15 protein-coding genes are annotated in these 20803 nt (G+C 53.2%); 3 read left to right on the forward strand and 12 right to left on the reverse strand.

Going from position 1 to position 20803, the window contains the following annotated elements; translation table 11 throughout:
- Nucleotides 1-54: 54 nt before the first annotated feature.
- The 3 genes from K5L82_RS08800 to K5L82_RS08810 form a co-directional block, all read right to left on the reverse strand.
- The gene (locus tag K5L82_RS08800) at nt 55-720 is read right to left on the reverse strand and encodes a LuxR C-terminal-related transcriptional regulator (RefSeq protein ID WP_133006238.1); all 666 of its coding nucleotides are present in this window, start codon (nt 718-720) and stop codon (nt 55-57) included.
- Between the two features lie 43 nt (nt 721-763).
- A complete protein-coding gene (gene acs / locus K5L82_RS08805; RefSeq protein WP_223133856.1) occupies nt 764-2713 on the reverse strand; it encodes an acetate--CoA ligase in 1950 nt (649 codons plus the stop codon).
- A 215-nt stretch (nt 2714-2928) separates the two neighbouring features.
- The gene (locus K5L82_RS08810; protein WP_223133857.1) at nt 2929-4467 is read right to left on the reverse strand and encodes a fatty acyl-CoA reductase; all 1539 of its coding nucleotides are present in this window, start codon (nt 4465-4467) and stop codon (nt 2929-2931) included.
- Between the two features lie 583 nt (nt 4468-5050).
- Here K5L82_RS08810 and K5L82_RS08815 point away from each other — a divergent pair.
- Together K5L82_RS08815 and K5L82_RS08820 are read left to right on the forward strand one after the other, a co-directional pair.
- Nucleotides 5051-5704 carry a class I SAM-dependent methyltransferase gene (locus tag K5L82_RS08815; RefSeq protein WP_133006241.1) on the forward strand — a complete coding sequence of 218 codons (654 nt, stop codon included), beginning with the start codon at nt 5051-5053 and terminating at the stop codon, nt 5702-5704.
- 43 nt (nt 5705-5747) lie between these two features.
- Nucleotides 5748-6755 carry a DUF2156 domain-containing protein gene (locus K5L82_RS08820; RefSeq protein WP_223133858.1) on the forward strand — a complete coding sequence of 336 codons (1008 nt, stop codon included), beginning with the start codon at nt 5748-5750 and terminating at the stop codon, nt 6753-6755.
- Here K5L82_RS08820 and murI read toward each other — a convergent pair.
- Complete coding sequence (murI, locus tag K5L82_RS08825) at nt 6747-7577, reverse strand: glutamate racemase (protein ID WP_223133859.1); 831 nt, start codon at nt 7575-7577, stop codon at nt 6747-6749. The genes K5L82_RS08820 and murI overlap by 9 nt on opposite strands.
- A 2-nt stretch (nt 7578-7579) precedes the next feature.
- Complete coding sequence (gene nudC / locus K5L82_RS08830) at nt 7580-8407, reverse strand: NAD(+) diphosphatase (RefSeq protein ID WP_223133860.1); 828 nt, start codon at nt 8405-8407, stop codon at nt 7580-7582.
- Nucleotides 8408-8543: 136 nt separating this feature from the next.
- Between nudC and plsB the strand changes: the two genes are divergently transcribed.
- Nucleotides 8544-11015, forward strand: a complete 2472-nt coding sequence (plsB, locus tag K5L82_RS08835) for a glycerol-3-phosphate 1-O-acyltransferase PlsB (protein ID WP_223133861.1) — start codon at nt 8544-8546, stop codon at nt 11013-11015.
- Nucleotides 11016-11045: 30 nt separating this feature from the next.
- Here the strand turns inward: plsB and K5L82_RS08840 are convergent, their stop codons facing one another.
- From K5L82_RS08840 to relA, 7 genes are all read right to left on the reverse strand, one after another.
- On the reverse strand, nt 11046-11870 hold the full coding sequence (locus K5L82_RS08840) for a class I SAM-dependent methyltransferase (RefSeq protein ID WP_223133862.1): 825 nt from the start codon (nt 11868-11870) through the stop codon (nt 11046-11048).
- Nucleotides 11871-11888: 18 nt separating this feature from the next.
- Entirely contained in the window at nt 11889-12596 is a 708-nt protein-coding gene (gene tsaB / locus K5L82_RS08845; protein WP_223133863.1) for a tRNA (adenosine(37)-N6)-threonylcarbamoyltransferase complex dimerization subunit type 1 TsaB, read from the reverse strand.
- 32 nt (nt 12597-12628) lie between these two features.
- A complete protein-coding gene (gene adk, locus K5L82_RS08850) occupies nt 12629-13282 on the reverse strand; it encodes an adenylate kinase (RefSeq protein WP_133006248.1) in 654 nt (217 codons plus the stop codon).
- 227 nt (nt 13283-13509) lie between these two features.
- Complete coding sequence (locus tag K5L82_RS08855) at nt 13510-14880, reverse strand: HDOD domain-containing protein (RefSeq protein WP_223133864.1); 1371 nt, start codon at nt 14878-14880, stop codon at nt 13510-13512.
- 64 nt (nt 14881-14944) lie between these two features.
- Nucleotides 14945-17590 carry a phosphoenolpyruvate carboxylase gene (gene ppc, locus K5L82_RS08860; protein ID WP_223133865.1) on the reverse strand — a complete coding sequence of 882 codons (2646 nt, stop codon included), beginning with the start codon at nt 17588-17590 and terminating at the stop codon, nt 14945-14947.
- An 81-nt stretch (nt 17591-17671) separates the two neighbouring features.
- On the reverse strand, nt 17672-18511 hold the full coding sequence (gene mazG, locus K5L82_RS08865; protein ID WP_223133866.1) for a nucleoside triphosphate pyrophosphohydrolase: 840 nt from the start codon (nt 18509-18511) through the stop codon (nt 17672-17674).
- On the reverse strand, nt 18508-20745 hold the full coding sequence (gene relA, locus K5L82_RS08870; protein WP_133006252.1) for a GTP diphosphokinase: 2238 nt from the start codon (nt 20743-20745) through the stop codon (nt 18508-18510). The genes mazG and relA overlap by 4 nt, the downstream gene beginning before the upstream one ends.
- Nucleotides 20746-20803 lie beyond the last annotated feature (58 nt).

Below are 20803 nucleotides of genomic sequence, written 5' to 3' on the forward strand. Positions count from 1 at the left end.
CAAAACGGGAGCCGACAGGCTCCCGTTTCTTATCCACCGCTCAATACCCAGCCATCAACCACCCGAAAGCGATTGCTCCGAAGGGTCAAGTTCCATTTGCTGGATAGCGATCACCGCCTGAGTCCGATTACGCACACCCAACTTGCGGAATACCGCTGTAATATGAGCCTTGATAGTGGCTTCCGACACGTCCAGATCGTAAGCAATCTGTTTGTTCAGAAGTCCTTCAGCCAACATACCCAAGACACGGAACTGCTGGGGCGTCAGAGAGGCCAGACGCTCCGAAAAGTCCGTGGGTTCGGATTGCATCCGCTCGATCTTGTCGGCCACGCCGTCTGGTAACCACACATCGCCTTCCAGAACCGCTTGAATGCCTTCCGTGATGGTCGGCAGAGGCGCGCTTTTCGGGATAAAGCCGGAGGCACCATAGTCCACAGAGCGACGCATAACCTGTAAGTCTTCGGAGCCCGACACAACCACCACGGGCAAGCCCGGATACTGGCCTCGCATGAACACCAAACCCGAATAACCATGTGCCCCCGGCATATTCAGGTCCAGCAAGATCAGGTCAGCATCGGGGTTAGCCTCTACCGCCGCCTGTAATGCCTTGATGCTGTCCACCTCGACAGTATTCGCATCCGGCACCGCTTGGTTGACCGCCTGTTTCAAGGCTGCTCGAAACAAAGGGTGGTCATCAGCGACGATAATTGTTTGTGTCATTCCACACATCCCTCACAGGTTATAGGCTGGCAGCCATGAGCGATTAACTCGTCGCCCGGCTACCAATCAGTTCATCCACTACACTTGGATCGGCCAGCGTGGAAGTATCTCCCAACTGGTCATGCTCATTGGCTGCAATCTTACGCAATATTCTTCGCATAATCTTGCCGGATCTTGTTTTTGGAAGACCCGGGGCCCACTGAATCACATCCGGTGACGCAATCGGCCCAATTTCCTTACGAACCCACTGAACCAGTTCTTTCTTCAACTCATCAGACGGTTCTTCACCCTGCATCAGGGTAACGTACACATAGATGCCTTGACCTTTAATTTCATGGGGGTAGCCCACCACGGCAGCTTCTGCCACTTTATCATGGGCGACTAGAGCACTTTCAACTTCGGCAGTACCCAGGCGGTGGCCAGACACGTTCAACACGTCATCAACACGACCGGTAATCCAGTAATCGCCATCTTCATCGCGGCGCGCGCCGTCTCCGGTGAAGTACATGCCCTTGTAGGTACTGAAATAAGTCTGGATAAAGCGTTCGTGATCCCCGTAAATAGTGCGCATCTGTCCGGGCCAACTATCCAGAATCACCAGGTTGCCCTCGGTGGCGCCTTCCAGCAGATTACCGTCATTATCCACTAACGCGGGCTGAACACCGAAGAAAGGCCGCGTGGCCGAACCCGGCTTCAGATCCACCGCGCCCGGCAGGGGCGCAATCAGAATGCCGCCGGTTTCAGTTTGCCACCAGGTATCCACGATCGGGCATTTGCTGTTGCCAATTACACGGTGGTACCACTCCCAGGCCTCGGGGTTGATCGGCTCGCCAACCGAGCCCAGCACGCGAAGGCTGTCGCGGGTCGTGCCATCCATGCAAGACGCGCCTTCGGCCATCAACGCACGAATCGCGGTAGGCGCCGTGTACAGAATATTGACCTTATGCTTATCCACGACCTGCCCCATCCGTGAACTGTCGGGATAATTAGGTACACCTTCAAACAGCAGGGTGATTGCACCGTTTGCCAAGGGGCCGTAGAGGATATAGCTGTGCCCGGTAACCCAACCAAAATCCGCCGTGCACCAGTAAACATCGCCATCATGATAATCAAACACATACTGATGGGTCATAGCGGCATAAACCATATAGCCGCCGGTGGTGTGTAGCACGCCTTTCGGCGCACCAGTGGAGCCGGAGGTATACAACATGAACAACGGATCTTCCGCATTCATCGGCTCAGGCTCGCACTCGGTCGACGCCTTTGCCATCAAGTCTTCGTAACGAACATCACGCCCCTCGGTCCAAGGCACCTGATCGTTACCGGTGCGAGTCACCACAATGACTCGCTCCACCTTAGCGTTACTTTCGTGGTTGAGCGCCGCATCTACGTTCTTTTTCAGCGGAATGGCACGACCGCCACGCAAACCTTCATCAGCGGTTATAACAAAACGAGACTTACCATTAACCACACGGGCTGCGACAGCTTCGGGAGAGAAGCCCCCAAACACCACAGAATGGATTGCACCGATGCGGGCACAAGCCAGCATCGCAACGGCCGTTTCCACGATCATTGGCATGTAGATAGTAACGACATCGCCTTTCTTAACGCCCTGATCTTTCAGCACGTTAGCAAACTTACAGACTTCTTGGTGCAGTTCGCGGTAAGTCACATTGCGTGAAACCGAAGGATCGTCACCTTCAAAAATAATGGCGGTCTGATCGCCGCGGTCGGCAAGGTGGCGATCTAGGCAGTTAGCCGCGGCGTTCAAAACGCCATCTTCGAACCATTTTATAGAAAGGTTATTGTAATCATAGGTGCTGTTTTTCACCTTGGTAAACGGCTTGATCCAATCAATACGCTTACCATGCTCTCCCCAGAATTCATTCGGTTTTTCAACGGACTGGCGATACATTTTCTCGTATTGCTCTGCCGTCACCAAAGCATTTTTCTCGATATCGGGTTGAACCGGATACACCTTCTTATCTGTCATTGTATTCCCCTTGCTAAGAGTTTTTATCGTTATCGAATGTCGTTTCAAGGCGGGTGGAACGCAGTGCCGCGTTCGAAAATATGGTTACACGTAGTTCAACACGTGACTCACTACACATTGAATTAGACGAACGTCCAAAATAAATTAGACGAACGTCCTGCGTTCGAACAGAGGGGAAATCAACATTCAAGTAAAACTCAAGCGTTCAAGGCCATTCACGCCGCACATTTGGCTTGTTTTTTTGTCTTAACCCTTCGGGTTTTTCGAGGCTTCAGCGCGTAACGATTGAGCCCGGCCAAATGAATTTTCCGCAGATATGTTACCCAATCAACGGCGCGGGCATCTACCGGGAACAAGCTCTGATCCACGGCGCCGGAGCGTTCTGCCAACGCAAGTAGCTCGTCATTGCAAAAAATATAATCCGGTGCCGTGTAAAACCCGAAAATCGTCGCCAGCGACTGAGTCGTATCCAGATTTCTCAGCCACTTTAGGTCGGCACGACTGCCCAGACGTTTGAGCCCCCCATTGGTCAGCCTGAGAGGCAGACGTACACCTCTCACCACCAGCTCGAACAAGGTTCGATTGACTGCCACAAAAGGCTTAGAGGGCTTCCGGTAGAAGAGATGATCGTAAGCGGCATAATTCGCTTTTGCTTCGGCAATCAGATGATCAATGAACTGACCAATGGTAACCGGGTTGGAGCTACCACTACAGCACTGGTAAATTCTCTGGCCATTGGGCTCAGCCAGAGCCTCTGCCAGCGCAAGAATGATTGAGTTGGCCACAAGATCCACGGGAATGACATCGATAACACCTGAACGATTGCCCGGAAACAACGATACTTTCCCACGGGCGTACGCCAGAATAATTGCGTCAGCAACTTTCACCCCCTCAATCCAGCCGGGCGCGGGCTCCTCAAGAGCGCTTTCAATAATAGAAGGTCGAACAATGGTCAAGCTTCGCCCTTTCAGCGCCTTAAGCAATAGTTGTTCACCCATCCATTTGGTAAAGGTGTAGGTATCACTCCAGCCATAGTGACGAGCTTCACGCAGCCCCAGCTCAACCAATCGTTTCTCCAAAGCCCTACCCTCAAAACGGGTTTGCTCTTCCTCAACTTTGCTCTGGAGGGTCGCAATCAGATTCTCTACTTCGTAGTAGCCATGCACAGAACGCGGTACAGACTTTTTAGCCGGCTTGATGATGGACTCGGTGACCTGCCCGCTATTCATGCCGTTCACATAGCACGTCGATACCTGCAAAACAGCAAGCTGCAAATTCAATCGTGCCAGCTCGGCGATATTATCTAGGCAAAGCGTGTTGATCTTCAGCGCTTGATCAAGCGCTTCCTGAAAGTTCACACTGGCCGCAGAGTTGATCACTGCATCTAGATCACCTGCCAGTTTTTGAAATGCCTGCTGCCCGATTCCAAACGAAGGCTCGGTGACTTCCCCAGTGATGCAGTGCACCTTATCGGTAAGGAACGACTCAAAAGCCTCTGAATCGTGTTCGCGCATACGATCAAATATCGAGGATGTCGCAACCTCTTCAAGAAACCGACTACGGGCATCCGCATGTTTCCTGTTCGCTCGAATCAACAGATACACGCCACCAATCTCAGGCACCGTCCGGATAAGTTTTTCCAGAACCACTTTCCCTAAAAATCCCGAGGTGCCCGTAATCAGCACCCATTTTCCTTTCAGCTGCCTCAACACCTGAGACGTTGCCTTATCAGCCGCTGCCTGTTCGTTCGCCATTTTCTGCACTCCGTGTCTCAAACCGGTTACCGGGTCCAAGCATTCCCGAATACTGAGCCATGCCTTACTTTTATTTTCGTTCAATGCTTGCACACTTAGTATGACAAGCGGGTGACCAACTGCATACTTAACATACAAACCCAAATCGATTTTGTTTTCCGTCCCTCAAAAACGACGACGAACGTGTAGAAAAACCAACCACATCACACTCCTACTAACACAGCGCTTAAAGACACATTCACGATGAGCGGGATGTCGCACGCGGTGCATACGCTGCTCGCAGGCCCAACATCAGTGCCGATAACCCTTGCTAACTGGAAGTTCGTCTTAAAACCAAAGTTCGTCGTCACGCTTACCCATGCGCCAGCCAGGATTGTAAGACACTCGGATCAGGAAGGTTGACGAAGTTAGCAAAGCGTTGCAGCTCGTTAATTTTTGTATCTCGAAATGCGTGCTACTGCACATATTTCGCTCAGTCCCTTCTCTAATCTAGCTCATACACGCACGTCACCGAATCACCGGCTAACGGTTAACAACGACAAAAAGGTGACGGCAAACAAAGACTAGAAAGAAGGCAGCAATCATGCGCGATAAGTACAAATATATCGGTCCCGTCTACGACTTTCTCAGCAATCTTTACAGCGGTAAAAACATTCATCACTGCAAAACCGCCATGCTGGATGTTGAAACTCTGCAAAAAGGCGATCGGGTTTTATTTGCCGGCGTTGGTCATGGTCGTGACGCGATTCGCGCAGCAGAACTCGGGGCCGATGTAACGGTGGTCGATTTGTCTGAAACCATGCTTCGAAAATTTGGTGATGCACTGCGTGACGAAGCGCCTCACCTCAGCATTCGCCGTATCCACAGCGATATTATGAAAGTAGATGAAGCAGGCGAATACGACATGGTTGTCGCCAACTTTTTCCTGAACGTATTCGATGAAGACATGATGGTTAAAGTTCTGGAACATCTGATCAACCTGGGTAAGTCAGATGCCAAAATCGTCGTTGGCGATTTTTGTTACCCCACCGGAAATATTTTCTCTCGCACGTTCAAAAAACTGTATTGGTACATGGCCGTGTTCGTCTTTTGGCTATTCGCCAACAACGCTTTCCACAAAATCTACAACTATCCCGAACACATGCAGCGTCTGGGCTTGCAAGTGAACGAAAAGAAGCACTTCAAGCTTCTTAACATGGATTGCTATTGGTCGATTCTCGGCCAGAAAAAAGCCTAAAACCTATTAACCACGATAATAAAAAGGTTACGGGAGCAGTGATATGTCAGACCAAATTCTTGCACTCGATGGCATCAAAGAGAACGCGAGTTGCCAGTTCACATTCTCTGAACGTGTGGGCTACCTGAAGCAACACGGCGCGCACTCGCAGTCGTTTTCCACGCTACAACCCGGCATGCAATATTTCGATGTACCGGGTGTCGGCTACATTGCTTACATGCGCAAATGGGGTGCCACCTTCGTCCTGTCGGATCCGGTTGCGGCGCGGGAAGATTTCCCCGTGGTTCTTGAGCAGTTCCAGCAGACGTTTCCGAACGCTTCATACGTTCAGGTGTCCAAGGCCGTTGTTGATTTTCTTCACCTACGTTTCGGCATGTATGGCACACAGTTTGGCTGCGAGTCCCGTATCAACCTCCAGAAATGGTCGCTAACAGGCAAGAAAAAACAAATCTTGCGTACCGCTCTGAATCAGGCTGAAAAGCATGGGATCACTGTAAAAGAACGCTACAGCGACGATCACACCCGCGAAATATCTGAGGCTTGGATACGCACTCGAAAATGCAAAAGCAATGAAATCCGGTTCCTGATTCGCCCGATGGAAATGGATTACCGCGAGAACGAACGCCACTTCTACGCTTACGAAGACGGCAAGGCTGTCGGCTTCATCTATTTTGATCCGATCTACCACAACAACAAAATTATCAGCTACGTACCCAATATCTCACGGGCAAATGCAGACTTCCGTCAAGGCATTTTCTACACCTTGATGGCCCACGCCATGGAAGTGTTTAAAGAAGAAGGGGTGCCGTTCATCGATTTGGGCCTGATACCTTTATCACTGGACAAAGCCACCGAGCACCAAGAAAGCCCGCTGCTAAAAAAACTGATGCACGGCATCTACGACAAAGGAAATTTTTTATACAATTTCAAAGGATTGGAGTTCACAAAATCCCGTTTTCGAGGCGAAAACTTCAAAACCTATTGTTGCCACAAGCGTGCCATTCCAGCACTTGAATTCTTCGCGATGTTTAAACTGACCCGGTTACTTTAAGCCGGGCCAGTTACTCTTCACATCGGCGACGGGCATTCCCATACCTTCCAAGAAACGCTCAATACCAGCCGGAGCGGGGCCGGAAAAACAGGCGGCTCCCACCACTCCTCCTGACAACTCGCCGGGCACATCTGAAGGCAGCATGCGGCCAGCGTTTTTCAGTAAATACTCGACCCGTCGAGCGATTGCCTCTCCCGAATCAACCCAAAACGCCACGTCCGGCAAGCTTTCCCGAAACCACTGCAGCAACAGAGGATAATGGGTACAGCCCAAGACAACGGTGTCCACACCGCGTTGTTGAAACGGACGCATGGCCTCATTTAGTTGATGTTGATTCGGCTCCTGACCGGAAACCAACTCTTCTGCCCAGCGCACCAGATTCGGATCGCCCAAGCGGACAACCTCACAATTACTCGCAAAGTCTCTAATAAGCTTGTCCAGATAGGGTCGTTTCACAGTAGCCGGAGTCGCCAGAACACCGATTTTTCGGTTCAATGTGCACTGCGATGCCGGTTTGATCGCAGGAACGACGCCCACCACAGGAATCTCTGTTCGCGCTCTCAGATAAGGCAAAACAATAGTGCTGGCGGTATTACAGGCAATAACAATGACATCGCACGGAGTTTGCTGAACGCACGCTTCGATCAGCGAGCAGCAGCGGTCGATCACCACCTGTTCCGGTTGATCGCCATAGGGAAACCCCGCGTTGTCGGCCACATACAGTAATTCTGCGCCGGGCAACGCGCGATGAATACAGGCGGCCACACTGAAACCGCCGACGCCCGAATCAAACACCAGTACTCTGGGATTACGTTTGTTCATCGTCAGGATGACGCTCCGGAGGCGGCAATTTCCTCTTTCATGGCTTGAATCAACTGCCCTGAAATAGTGGTGACTGGAGGTGTCGGTGGATGATCATCGGGCGTGTACCAGCCGGCATCCGACAGCTCGTCTTCCTGAAGCACAAGATCCCCACCTTGATAATCCGCAAAAAAGCCCATCATCATTTGGTGTGGAAACGGCCAAGGCTGGGAGCTTTGGTACCGAATGTTCGCCACATCCAAACCGGTTTCTTCTTTCACTTCTCGAACGACCGCTTGCTCCAGATTCTCTCCGGGCTCAACAAAACCGGCAATCAAACTATAAAAGTTACGGGTAACCCGGGACGACTTGGCCAAAAGAAACCGGTTATCACGACGAATAACCACGATCACACACGGTGAAATTCTGGGATACCAAGGAACGTTACATCGTCCGCACCAGCGGGCACGTTCACGTGGGTGAGCTTGCGTCGCTTCTCCGCAGCGCCCGCAGAAACGATGGTCTTGCCACCATTGCCAAACCTGAAACCCGGTGCTGAGTAGCTCTACTGGCGCAGCCGGAGCTTGTAAGATTGCGTCTCTGAGTGTCACAGTGCTAAGGCCCGGCAAACCGGTGTCCGGCAAAGTACTGACAAAAAGTCTGTGTCCGCACCAGGTTCCCAAAGACAAAGCTTCTGGCCGGCTATCCCCCATTTCGGGACCACCCCAACGCAAAAACCATCCATTACCCGGCTTTAAAATGCTGCTTCCGGAAAACGCCAACAACAAATCGCCCTGTTTTGGCGTATCGTCACTCCAACCGGGTACCCACTGCGCGCTGTGATTCATCATAGCCAGCCCCTATTTATCTAACGCTGGGCAGCAATGTAACACATCGAATTCATTGGCAAGAATGTCTATACGACTTTTCGCCCTCGCAACAACCCGTTAAACTTGGCCACTGTTTCTAGGTCCGGAGTTACACCTTATGCGATTTTATCAGGGCGTTCGCAGCCTGATCCTGTGTTTTTTCCGCAAAATCCTGTTTTTATGGGTTCGCACAGACGTCAGCGGCAACACGTTAGAAGATCTCGGGCTCGATCCTGAAAAACCCGTGTGCTACGTGCTCCAGTACAGCTCGCTATCGAGCCGTTTGGTGTTGGAGCAAGAAGTGGTTCGCGCCAAGCTGTCTGGCCCCGCCCCTGAACTTCCGGTCAAGAACAGCTCTACCCATTCGTTCTTCTTTCTTTATCAACGTGTGGGCGGCCTGTTCCGGGGCGGCCGACAGAAGCCAGTGCCGACTCAAGAGTTCAGTGAGCTCGTCAAATTCGGCGTTAAACACCCGGAAAAAGACGTACAGATAGTCCCTGTATCGCTGTTCTGGGGCCGTTCTCCCGACAAGGAGAAATCGCTGGTCAAACTTTTGCTTTCCGATACCTGGTCCGTTGCCGGCCGATTACAAAAGCTACTATTGATCCTGGTTCACGGCCGTGACACCTACGTACAGTTCAACCAGCCGTTGTCGCTCAACAAGGTTATCGATGAGTACCGCGACAATGAAGAGAAAGCCCGACGTAAACTGGGCCGCATTCTACGCACCCATTTCCGGCGCGTGCGCCAAGCCGTTCTCGGGCCAGACCTATCCCATCGCCGCACACTCGTGGAAGGTCTACTGCGCACCCCTGCGGTAAAAGAAGCCATACGGGAAACCGCCGCGACAGAAGACATCGCTCCTGAAAAAGTTCGTGCGCGAGCCTTCAAGTACGCCGATGAGATTGCTGCCAGCATGTCCGTTGTCACCATCCGTTTTATGGAACGAGTGCTCGCATGGCTCTGGAATCGCATCTACAACGGCATTGCTATTAACAACATTCAGGTTGCTAAAGAGGTTGCACAGGACAGTTCAGTTGTTTATGTGCCCTGTCACCGTTCCCACATCGATTATCTTTTGTTGTCTTACGTGCTGTATAAAAACGGGCTGATGCCACCCCACATTGCAGCCGGCATCAATCTAAATATGCCCGTCGTAGGCCCTATCCTTCGCCGTGGTGGTGCCTTCTTCATGCGCCGCAGCTTCAAGGACAACCCGTTGTATGCCACAGTGTTCAACGAATACATGCACGTGATGTTCACCCGGGGTTATTCGGTTGAATACTTTGTAGAGGGTGGTCGCTCCCGAACCGGGCGAATGCTGCCACCCAGGCCCGGCATGCTGGCGATGACGGTACGCAGTTTCCTGCGCGACAATCGTAAACCCATTGTTTTTGTGCCCGTCTACATCGGATACGAGAAGGTGATGGAAGGTCGCTCCTATCTCGGAGAGCTGCGTGGTAAAAAGAAGCAAAAAGAAAGCGTGTTCGGGCTTGCCAAAACCGTCCGTAAGCTCAGCAACTCGTTTGGCCGGGTTTCCTTGAACTTCGGCGACCCTATCCCTCTGGCGAACGTGCTGGACGATGTTCGCGACACTTGGCGCGAAGAAGCATACGATGCAGAGTATCGGCCAGACTGGCTCCCCGATGCGGTATCGGAACTGTCTCAGCGGGTAGCGGGCAACATCAATGCGGCGGTCGCGGTCAATCCCATTGGCATCACAGCCACCGTTTTGCTTGGCACCGAACGCATGGCGATGGACGAAGGCCAGTTGGTGCGCCTGATGGACCAGTTTGCCAGCATGCTCAAGGCTTTCCCTTACGCCGACACTGTGACTCTACCGGAAGGCAATGCCCGAGACTGGCTGACTTACTGTGAGGGCATGGGTCTGGTCAACCGTTTGCCGCAAAAGCTGGGTGATATCATTTCGCTGGAAGGCTCCAACGCCATCTTAATGACCTACTATCGCAACAATATCCAGCACCTGTTTGCCCTCCCGGCACTGATTGTCAGCCTGTTTGAGAACAAGGCCTGCCTACGCCGCGAGAAAATCGTTTTCCTGGCAAGCGTCGCCTACCCTTATCTGCAGTCGGAGCTTTTCCTTCGGTATTCACAAGACGAGATCGAAAACATCATCCATGAATGGATTGATGTTTTGATCCAGCAAGGGCTTCTTGTCGCCCTTGAAGACGATAAGCTCAGCCGACCGGAAGAAGGCACCGAGGCGATGTTGCGAGCACGGATTCTGTCGCGTTTTGTCATACAGACCCTCGAGCGTTATCACATCGCTCTGGGCATTCTGCGCAAGTACGGTTCGGGCAAACTGACTGCGGCTGAACTGGAAGAACAGAGCACGTTGCTAGCTGAGCGAATGTCGATTTTGTTCGGCCTGAATGCTCCGGAATTTTTCGACAAAACCCTGTTCCGAAGCTTCATCGCCAACATGCAGAAAAACGACGTACTCATTGCGGATGAAGAAGGCCGGCTGTGTTACGGAGAAGGGCTGGATGAGGTCGCTGAAGATGCGCGCCTAGTGCTGAGTGTCGAGAAGCGCCAGGCTATTCAACAAATTACCATGATGGATGCCTGAACGATGAATCCCTACCGGGCTGAACCCGTGTCAGCTCGGCAGGGCTTTTAGCGGATAAATATCGTAACGACTGCTTTTTCCTTCCACCTGCGTTGCCGGTTTCGGTCCGGTGACGGACGGCGCCTTACGGGGCCGTTTGACCACCACCCGATAACGAGCCGCAGCCAGTGCTGCCTCCAACAGTTGTTCCGAATCGTCGTCATCGCCAACCACCTGTCGGAACACCTGCATTTCTTTTTTCACCAACGCCGATTTATCTCGATGCGGAAACATAGGGTCCAGATACACCACATCCGCAACGTCGCTGCCAGCGTCTCGCAGCCAATCCACAGAATTGCCTGTCTGCAAATGCATGCGCTGAACCACGGTGGCACATTCCGCATTTAGTGCAGCGCGTGCCAGGCCGTCTGCCAACAACGCATGAATAACCGGATTCCGCTCAAACAGCGTTACCTTGCAGCCCAACCCTGCCAACACGAACGCGTCTTGCCCCAATCCTGCAGTGGCATCGAGTACGTGCAACTCGGCTTTGGTTTTCTGCAACCCCACCGCGCGGGCCACCAGCTGACCGGTGCCACCACCATGTTCGCGCCGATAACCCATCTTTCCGGTCACGAACTCAGCCCTGACGGGGCCGGGAGCACCCTTTCCGGTTAACTGAAGGGCCAGCCCCTGGTCATCCATAATAAGCAATACAGGGAAATCTCTGACGAGCTTTGGTTTTACCAAGCCCAGCCACGTCAGCCCCAGCTCGTCGGCTAGATTTTTGGCGCCATGGCTGTCTCCCAACGGGGTGCATCCAACGGCAACAATGTCTTCGAGAGGCGCAGTGTTTACAGGTGAGCTATCAGCCATGGCAGTGGTCTCCCGAGACTATTCCCGCCCTGGGAGTTTTTTCCAGGTGACTTCATCACGGACGTACACTGGCTGGGCCTGCTCCGCAGGAACCGCCTGACCCGCATGAAATCCGGGGATCGCCAAGCGAGCAACATGAGCCGCCCTTGGCACGAGAGAAGAGTCAGCAGAGCTTATACGGGTTTCAACAGCTTCCGGCATGTCATTCCGAAACTTCCATCCTTGCCCTGCCCCAAACCAGCCATCGCTGATCCGAACTGAATCAGGCAAGCTGACCTTATCCGGATGACACACACGCTCGTCACCCAATAAAACAGGCAATCCCTCACGGCAGGTAAAAGTCGCCCAATACACCTCACTCATGCGCGCATCGAACGCGACCGCAACACCACTGCCGTCGGATAATTGGTGCTCTTCAATTGCGTTAAGAGCCACAACAGCCAAGGACGATACCGGTACAACCGGCAAATCAAGCCCCCAGGCTAAACCTTGGATGACGCCGGTGGCGATGCGCAAACCGGTAAACGAACCCGGCCCACGAGCAAAGGCTAAGGCATTCAGATCTGAAGGTTTCAGCCCCTGTTCTGCGAGCAGCTCGCGAACCATAGGCATTAAAAGGCGGGTATGGCCTCTGGGGGCCAGTTCAAACCGCTCGGTAATCTGGCCATCCAGCCACAGAGCGGCGGAGCAGCCTTCGGAAGACGTATCCAGTGCTAACAACTTCACAGATTAAGCCTCCGCGGCTACCCCGGTTTCAATTACTTAAGTTGTGACAGGATCTGGTTACGAATGCTATCCAGACTGCCTACCCCTTCAACACGCACATACTTAGGCGCGTCGGCAGGTGCCTTCTCAGCCCACCCCTGATAAAAACCGATCAGCGGCGCAGTCTGGTCGTGGTAAATACCCAAACGCTTACGCACGGTTTCTTCTTTATCATCTTCACGCTGAACCAGATCTTCGCCGGTTTCGTCGTCTTTGCCAGCAACCTTCGGGGCATCGTATTCCACGTGATAGATACGGCCACTGCCTTCGTGGACGCGGCGGCCAGACAGGCGACTGACAATTTCTTCGTCGTCTACAGCGATTTCCACCACATAATCGATATCAATGCCCTGATCCTTCAGCGCTTCAGCCTGGGGAATCGTGCGCGGGAAGCCATCCAGCAGGTAGCCGTTTTTGCAATCAGGCTGCTGAATGCGCTCTTCAATCAGCGCGATAATGATGTCATCAGACACCAAACCACCGGAAGCCATCACTTCTTTCACCTGTTTGCCCAGCTCTGATTCCGCTTTAACGGCAGCGCGCAGCATGTCACCGGTCGAGATCTGAGGGATGTCGAACTGGCTGGTGATAAATTGGGCTTGAGTGCCCTTGCCCGCACCTGGCGCGCCTAGCATGATGATTTTCATAACGTTGTACTCCCGTTGTCTTAAATTGTCGTGCGAAAAGCTGTTGCAAAAACCCACGTTTTTGCGACAACTTCTCCGAAATCGTCTGGCGGTTTCAGCAGGTCCAGACGAGAATCGAGGCCGCATTATACGAACTCAGCCCCTGCAGAGAAAGTCGACCTCTGTATCATCGCGTATTTTAAATAAATTCAAAGTGTATGTAGCTGGCTTAAGCGAGGCCGATTGGCTCAAGAAGACAAGGAGGATGCGAGCACATCCAAGTCGGAAGATACTTGCTCTACGTCTTGTTTCACCCGTTCTAAATCGGCTAAATCCAACCCTAACATTGCAACCAGAGCCGGCACATCATCAGCATTAAACTCATCCCCGATTCCGTGCTCTTTCAACACAGCATTGGCGAGTTGGACCATCACAACATATTCCTCATGATCGCCGTTGTATCCAATAAATTGGTGCATGCCCGCCGCTTTGATCACAGGCTCTGGCAGCTGCCAGAGACGATGCAGGATACCACCGATAGCCCCGTGCCCCACCGAAAGAATGTCTTCCTGCTCACTGTGCCCCAGAACCTCCTGCTCCAGCGCCTGCAGACTGGCTTCGGGATTAATTTCTCTGAGCGCGTTCAGCTCATCAAATTCGGTCGGGAACAGATGCCCTACCAGCAATAAACCGAAGTTGTGCAACAACCCACACAGATAAGCCAGACCTTTATCAAGCCCGGCTCGGGCAGCAAAACCCTGGCACAGGAAAGCACAATACAAAGAATGTCGCCAGAAATTGTCCATCCCCAAAGGCCCCTTGCGTGGCACATCAAAAGCCTGGACCGAGGCTATCCCGAGCGCAATGTGAGCCACGCGATCAAACCCAAGAACTCGGGTCACAGCCTCTTGAACCGTATTTATCTGCCCAGGGTAGGCAAACAAAGCGGAACGGGCATACCGCATAATTTGCGCCGTCATACTGGGGTCGAACTCGATCAGCTCCGACAACTCCTTCGCTGAAGCCTCTGGGTTGCCGGTAAGCCTGAGAATGCGCAGTGCCAATGCTGGCATCGGAGGCAAACGGTAAAGCTTCTGGAGCTTGTCGGCCACTTGCTCGAGCGTCAGGGCTTCACGCTGGCCCACGCCCTGACCATGGATCACCAATCGCCCCACTCTTGCTCCCGCCAGTGCAAGTCTCAATGAGCGGCCATCCATCTCTAGCAATGAATGGTTCACCCCGCCTGTAAAAACAACCGTGTCGGCAGAAATCGCGTCTTCATCCACCAGCACCGGAATCCCCCATGCCGCACCCAAAGGCGGCACAAAACCGGGCGCGCAATCACTGAACAACCGGCTTATCTGGCGGGCGGTCAACGGCTTCAGACGTCGCCCGGTTACCTGCTGTACGGCATCCAAATCCAGCGTACTGTCAAACCGGTGCACAGCCATCACTACGCCGCTCATGTCGAGCAATATCGTGCTCTGAACGAAGTCGTGCTGAGATCGTCCTGACGCAAGCACCAAGGCATCCAGACTGTTGGCTGGTTCGGTCTCAACGGGCCGATAGACAATCCCTTTTCGACTCAGAAAAAGCTCCAGCTTCTCTACCACTGCCAACAGCACCTACCCCTTTAATGATCACAACTGATGCAAGGCCCTAGCCATGCACCCTCGCCGGATGTTAACCGGTGTTACGCATGCCGGCCGATATGCCGGCCATCGTCACTTTAAGAGCCCGCTCAACGAGCTCGGGCACGTTAGTTTTACCCTCGCTCTCCCGGTCTCGGCGCAACAATTCGGCCTGAAGGTAATGCAATGGATCGGTATAGGGGTTTCGCACCCGCATTGAGTGGGCGAAAACCGGCTCATCCTCCAGCAGACTTTCTTGTTCTTTCAGCTCTAGCAAGCGCTCAACGCACCCGTGCAAACGCTCCCGCAGATTAGACCCAAGGGCTTTCAGAGTGTCGTCCTGCACAAGGGTCTGCTCGTAATAGGTGGCAATTCGCAGATCCGCTTTGGCCAATACCATTTCAAGCATATCTACGTAGGTTCTAAAAAACGGCCATCCTTTCATCATTTCCCGTAACTCAGGCAAACGATTTTGGCGAGCAGCTTCTTCGAGCGCGACATCACTGCCCAACCAACTCGGCAGCATCAAACGCATCTGAGTCCAAGCGAAGATCCAGGGAATCGCCCGCAAACTCTCGACACCACCGGTAGGCTTGCGCCGGGCTGGCCGGCTCCCAAGAGCCAGCTTACCCAGAGCGGTTTCCGGGGTTACCTGACGGAAATAAGGCACAAAGTCCGGATTCTCCCGCACCACATCGCGATAGGATTTGAGCGAGATGTCCGTCAGCCAATCCATTACCTCTCGCCAGCTATCCTTCGGTACCGGAGGTGGTGCCAGCGTCGCCTCAACCACAGCGGTGGTATAGAGTGTCAGACTTTGCACCGCCAGCTTCGGCAAGCCGAACTTGAATCGAATCATCTCGCCTTGCTCGGTAATCCTGAAACTACCATTCACGGAACCGGGAGGTTGCGACAGAATCGCCCTATTGGCGGGACCACCACCCCGGCCAACCGTACCACCACGGCCATGGAACAACGTCAGATGCACGCCGTACTGGCTGGCCACCTCTGTGAGCTTTTCCTGCGCTTGGTACTGAGCCCAGGCCGCCATCATTTGGCCCGCATCTTTAGACGAATCTGAATAACCGATCATCACTTCCTGTCGACCGCGACAATACTCTCGGTACCAATCCACCTGATACAACGCCGCCATAGCATCCGGCGCACCTTGCAGGTCGCTCAGGGTTTCAAACAGGGGCACAACCCTCATGGGAAACTGCATGCCCGCTTCTCGCAACAGCAGGATGACACTGAGCACGTCCGACGGCTGACTGGCCATCGAGATGACGTATGAACCCAACGCCTCCGGCGTCTGCTTGGCAACTACTTCGCAAGTAGCCAACACTTCCCTAACCGCTTCAGAAGGCTGCCAATCACGTGGCACCAATGGCCGCCGCCCTTGTAACTCCCGCAACAAGAATTCTTGCCGCTCAGGCTCGGACCAGGCTGTGTAGTCTCCCATACCCAGGTAATCGACAATCTCCGCCACTGCCTCCGCGTGGCGAGCTGCTTCCTGGCGGATATCCAGACGAATCAAAGGCAACCCGAACGTATACGCCCGGCGGAGGGTATCCAGCAGCGGGCCGTTGGCAATGTGTTCTAATCCGCAATCCACCAGCGACCGATAACAAAGCTCCAGAGGTGCCGTCAGATCTTCGTTTTCAAACAGTATGTTGGTATCGTCGGCGGCTTCGCCTTTGGCACAGGCGGCGGCCCAATCGCGAGTTTTGACCAATCGGTCCCGTAATTGGCCCAGAACAACTCGATACGGCTCCCGCGAGTCTCCGGCCTGAGCTTTCAATTCGTCACTGGCCTGCCACATGGACAATTCGGCACGTAAAGCCTTGATGTCTCGTAGATAAAGGTCTGCCGCCATCCAGCGGCCGAGCAGAAAAACTTCCTGAGTCACTTCATGGGTAACATTCGGGTTTCCGTCGCGGTCCCCCCCCATCCAGGAAGCAACCTGCACCGGCGTGGCTTCAATGGGCAGGCCTTTGCCTGAAGCATCAAGCAGTGACGTGTCCAGATTACGCAGAAATCTCGGCAACGCCTCCCACAAGCTGTTTTCGATAACGGCAAAGCCCCATTTTGCTTCGTCCACCGCTGTGGGCCGCTCGAAACGGATTTCGTCAGTGTGCCACGCCTCGGTGATCAATTGGGACAGACGGCTCACCGTGTCGCCCCGCTCATCGGGAAGCAAGTCGCTGTGATCCAGCTTCTCCAGGCAATCCGACATTTCGTCATACTTCATAATCAGGGTGCGGCGAGCCACTTCGGTTGGGTGCGCGGTCAGCACAAATTCTATGTGCAAATCCGCTACCTTTTGATGCAGCTCTTCGGGTGCAACACCGCCAGCCTTCAAGCGTTCGAAAACGTCGGCAAGCGATTCCACCGTCAGGTCCGATGCATGCCCCTGCTTACGACGGATCCCGTGGTACTGCTCTGCGAGGTTGGCGAGGTTCAGAAACTGATTAAAGGCGCGGGTAACAGGAAGGAGTTCATCATCACTCAACTGACCGAGCAAGGTCACTAGGCGCTGGCCAGAACCGCTTTCTTGAAGTCGGTCGGCTTTCGCTGCAGCCCGCAGTTCCTCTATTCGATCGTAACAGTCATGCCCGGGAAATCGTTGAATGCTCTGGCCCAACAATTCACCCAGTAAACGCACGTTTTCTCGCAAGTCAGGATGCAGTTCAGTCACATGGAGTTCCTTTTAAATAAGCAGAAACAATCTGAACTTACGATACTAAGGATTCGCAAAAAACGCTATCAGGCCTTAAGGTTAGCCTTTTTCTACGCCTTTCACTTGTTGCCAAATAGCATCAAGCGCCTCAAGACTTTCACTGTCCAGATCCCGCCCTTGCGAGTACAGAATACGCTCGATGGCCCGAAATCTGGCATCAAATTTCCGATTAGTTCGCTCCAGAGCTTGCTCGGGATTCACTTTCATGAACCTTGCCAGGTTCACACACACAAACATCAGGTCACCCAGTTCGTCTTCAACCGCGTCGCGATCCCCTGTGCCCACTTCTGCTGCCTGCCAGGCTTCTTTCAACTCATCAATTTCTTCGTGCAGCTTATCGAACACCGGCGTTATGTCGGGCCAGTCAAAGCCATGATTGGACGCACGCTTTTGCAGTTTCTCCGCCCGCGCAATGGCTGGCAAGGTGCTGGCGATTCCATCAAGCCGACTAACCGGCTCCTCGGTAGCCGGCTTACTTGCCCGCTCTTCCGCTTTGATGCGTTCCCAACTGGCTTTGATCCATGCCTCGTCCGGGCGATTATTTGGGTCAACCCGGCTGTCCAGAGTGCCTTCCGGAAACACATGCGGGTGCCGTCGAATGAGCTTACGGACCAAGTGATCAACGATGGCATCAAAATCAAAATGCCCGTCTTCTTCGCCAATTTGTCCGTAGAAAATGACCTGAAACAGCAAGTCACCCAGCTCATCTTTCAAATGTGGAAAATCCTCTCGGGCGATGGCATCGGCCACCTCGTAGGCTTCCTCGATCGTATGAGGCACGATCGTGCTGTAGGTTTGTTTGGTATCCCACGGGCAGCCGGTTTCCGGCTCCCGCAGGCGCGCCATGAGGATTTTCAAATCGTCGATCGAATAGCTCATGAGCGTTTCCGCCTTACGTCGATAATGTTCGGCAAATTACGGACCTGCGCCAGCAAGCGAGCCAACTGTTCAAGACTGGAAATTTCCACCGTTACCCGCATGGTGGCCGTATTTTCGTCTTTGTTGGTCTGCGTTTGCAGTGACAACACGTCGCACTTCGAGTTCGAAAAGACCTGCGTGATATCCCTCAACAAGCCAGACCGGTCATAGGCTTCAATCTCGATCTCAACCGGATACACCGCCGCTGGCTGGCCGCCCCAGTTAACTTCGATGATGCGATTAGGTTCAACTTCCTGAAGATTCAAAAACGTAAGGCAGTCTTGCCGATGCACGGTTACGCCGCGACCCACGGTGATGTAGCCGCCAATGGGGTCACCAGGCAGGGGTTTGCAGCAGTTGGCTACTTGCGTCTTGAGATTGCCTACACCCCGAATCTGGATATCGGAATCCGTGCTGTAACCGCTTTTTCGGGCCGGGCTCAGCTTCAAATCCAGCTGTTCGGTTTTCGGCTCCAACATCTGCTGAGCCACATTCGCCACATGCGAGGGCCTCAAGTCACCGGCACCGATGGCGGCAAACATATCATCTGAGGAATGATAGTTAACCCGCTTGGCCAAGTCGGTCAGGTTCAAGTCGTAGAGCGACAGGCGCTTGAATTCATCTTCAAGAATGGCTCGACCGTCAACAATATTGCGCCCGCGATCTTGTTGTTTAAACCAGCTTGTGACCTTCGCCCGGGCACGGGAGGTTTGTATGTAGCCCAGGCTTGGATTCAACCAGTCGCGACTGGGTGCGGGGTTGTTCGAGGTCAGGATAAACACCTGATCGCCCGTTTTCAGCGGATAGGTCAACGGCACTATGCGACTGTTAACACGAGCACCACGACAAGAGTGACCGATCTCCGTATGAACGCGGTACGCAAAATCGACCGCCGTTGCGCCTTGTGGCAAATCCACCACATGGCCTTCCGGTGTGAAGATGTAGATTCGATCGGGCACAAAATCCGATTTTAAATGGTCGGCCAAGCCGGACAAATCGCCCAACTCTTCCTGCCATTCCAGAACCTGACGCAGCCAGTTTATCTTGGCATCGTAACCGCTGGACTTGTTATTCGTATCCGTGCCTTTGTACAACCAATGGGCACAAACGCCCAGTTCGGCTTCTTCGTGCATTGCATGGGTACGGATCTGGACTTCCATCACCCGCCCTTCCTCGCCGACAACTGCGGTGTGCAGTGACTGATAGCCGTTCTCTTTTGGGTTGGCGATATAATCGTCAAACTCATTCGGGATGTGGCGCCATAGCGAATGCACTATACCCAGCACCGCATAGCAATCCCGTACCTCCGGCACCAGAATGCGAACAGCCCGGACATCGTATACCTGAGAGAAGTCGATGCCCTTCCGCCGCATTTTTCGCCAGATACTATAAATGTGTTTGGCTCGCCCACTCAGTTCGGCGTTGATGCCAGAAGCTTTCAATTCGGCCTGCAGGGTTTCGAGTACTCGGCGAATATAACTCTCACGATCCAGACGTTTTTCGTCCAGCAGCCGAGCAATCTTTTTATAAGCGGTGGCATGCAGATAACGGAAGGACAAGTCCTCCAGCTCCCACTTGATATGCCCGATGCCTAATCGGTGAGCCAGAGGTGCATAGATATCAAACACCTCCCGAGCCACCTTCATGCGTTTTTCTTCGGTGGTATCTTTAATCGCCCGGATTGCACAGGTGCGCTCGGCCAGTTTGATCAACGCCACACGGACGTCATCAATCATAGTCACCAGCATCTTACGGACATTATCGAGCTGCCCTTCGCTCTGCCCCAGTACGTTGCCTTTCAGGGGATGATGAATCGAGGAGATCGCAGCCATCTGCTGAACACCATTGATCAACCCGGCGACTTCATCACCAAATTCTTTTCGGATTTCTGCCAACTCTACCCGCTCTTCCCGCACTGCACGGTACAATACGGCCGCGACCAAACTGGACTGATCAAGGTGCAATTCAGCCAGAACCTGAGCCATCTCCAGGCCGGTATGAAAACTGTTGGCACCAGGCGCCCATAAGCGGTCTTCACGGAACGCTTCCAATGCGATCCGTTTGGCCTTTTCACAGGCCAAGCGTAACTGATCCGGATTCTCCAAATGGGTCTGTTCCGCAATACGATGAACCCAACGGCCAATGTCCACCTGGCCGTCGCCGGTTACCCCGTAATCTTCCCTAACTTTAACCATAGTAAAGACTTACCTGATACTGGCCCGGTGTTTCTGGAACTACCCTGATCTCAGAAAA

Origin of the sequence: Marinobacter sp. AL4B (genome assembly GCF_019916045.1) — a bacterium.
Lineage (GTDB): Bacteria > Pseudomonadota > Gammaproteobacteria > Pseudomonadales > Oleiphilaceae > Marinobacter.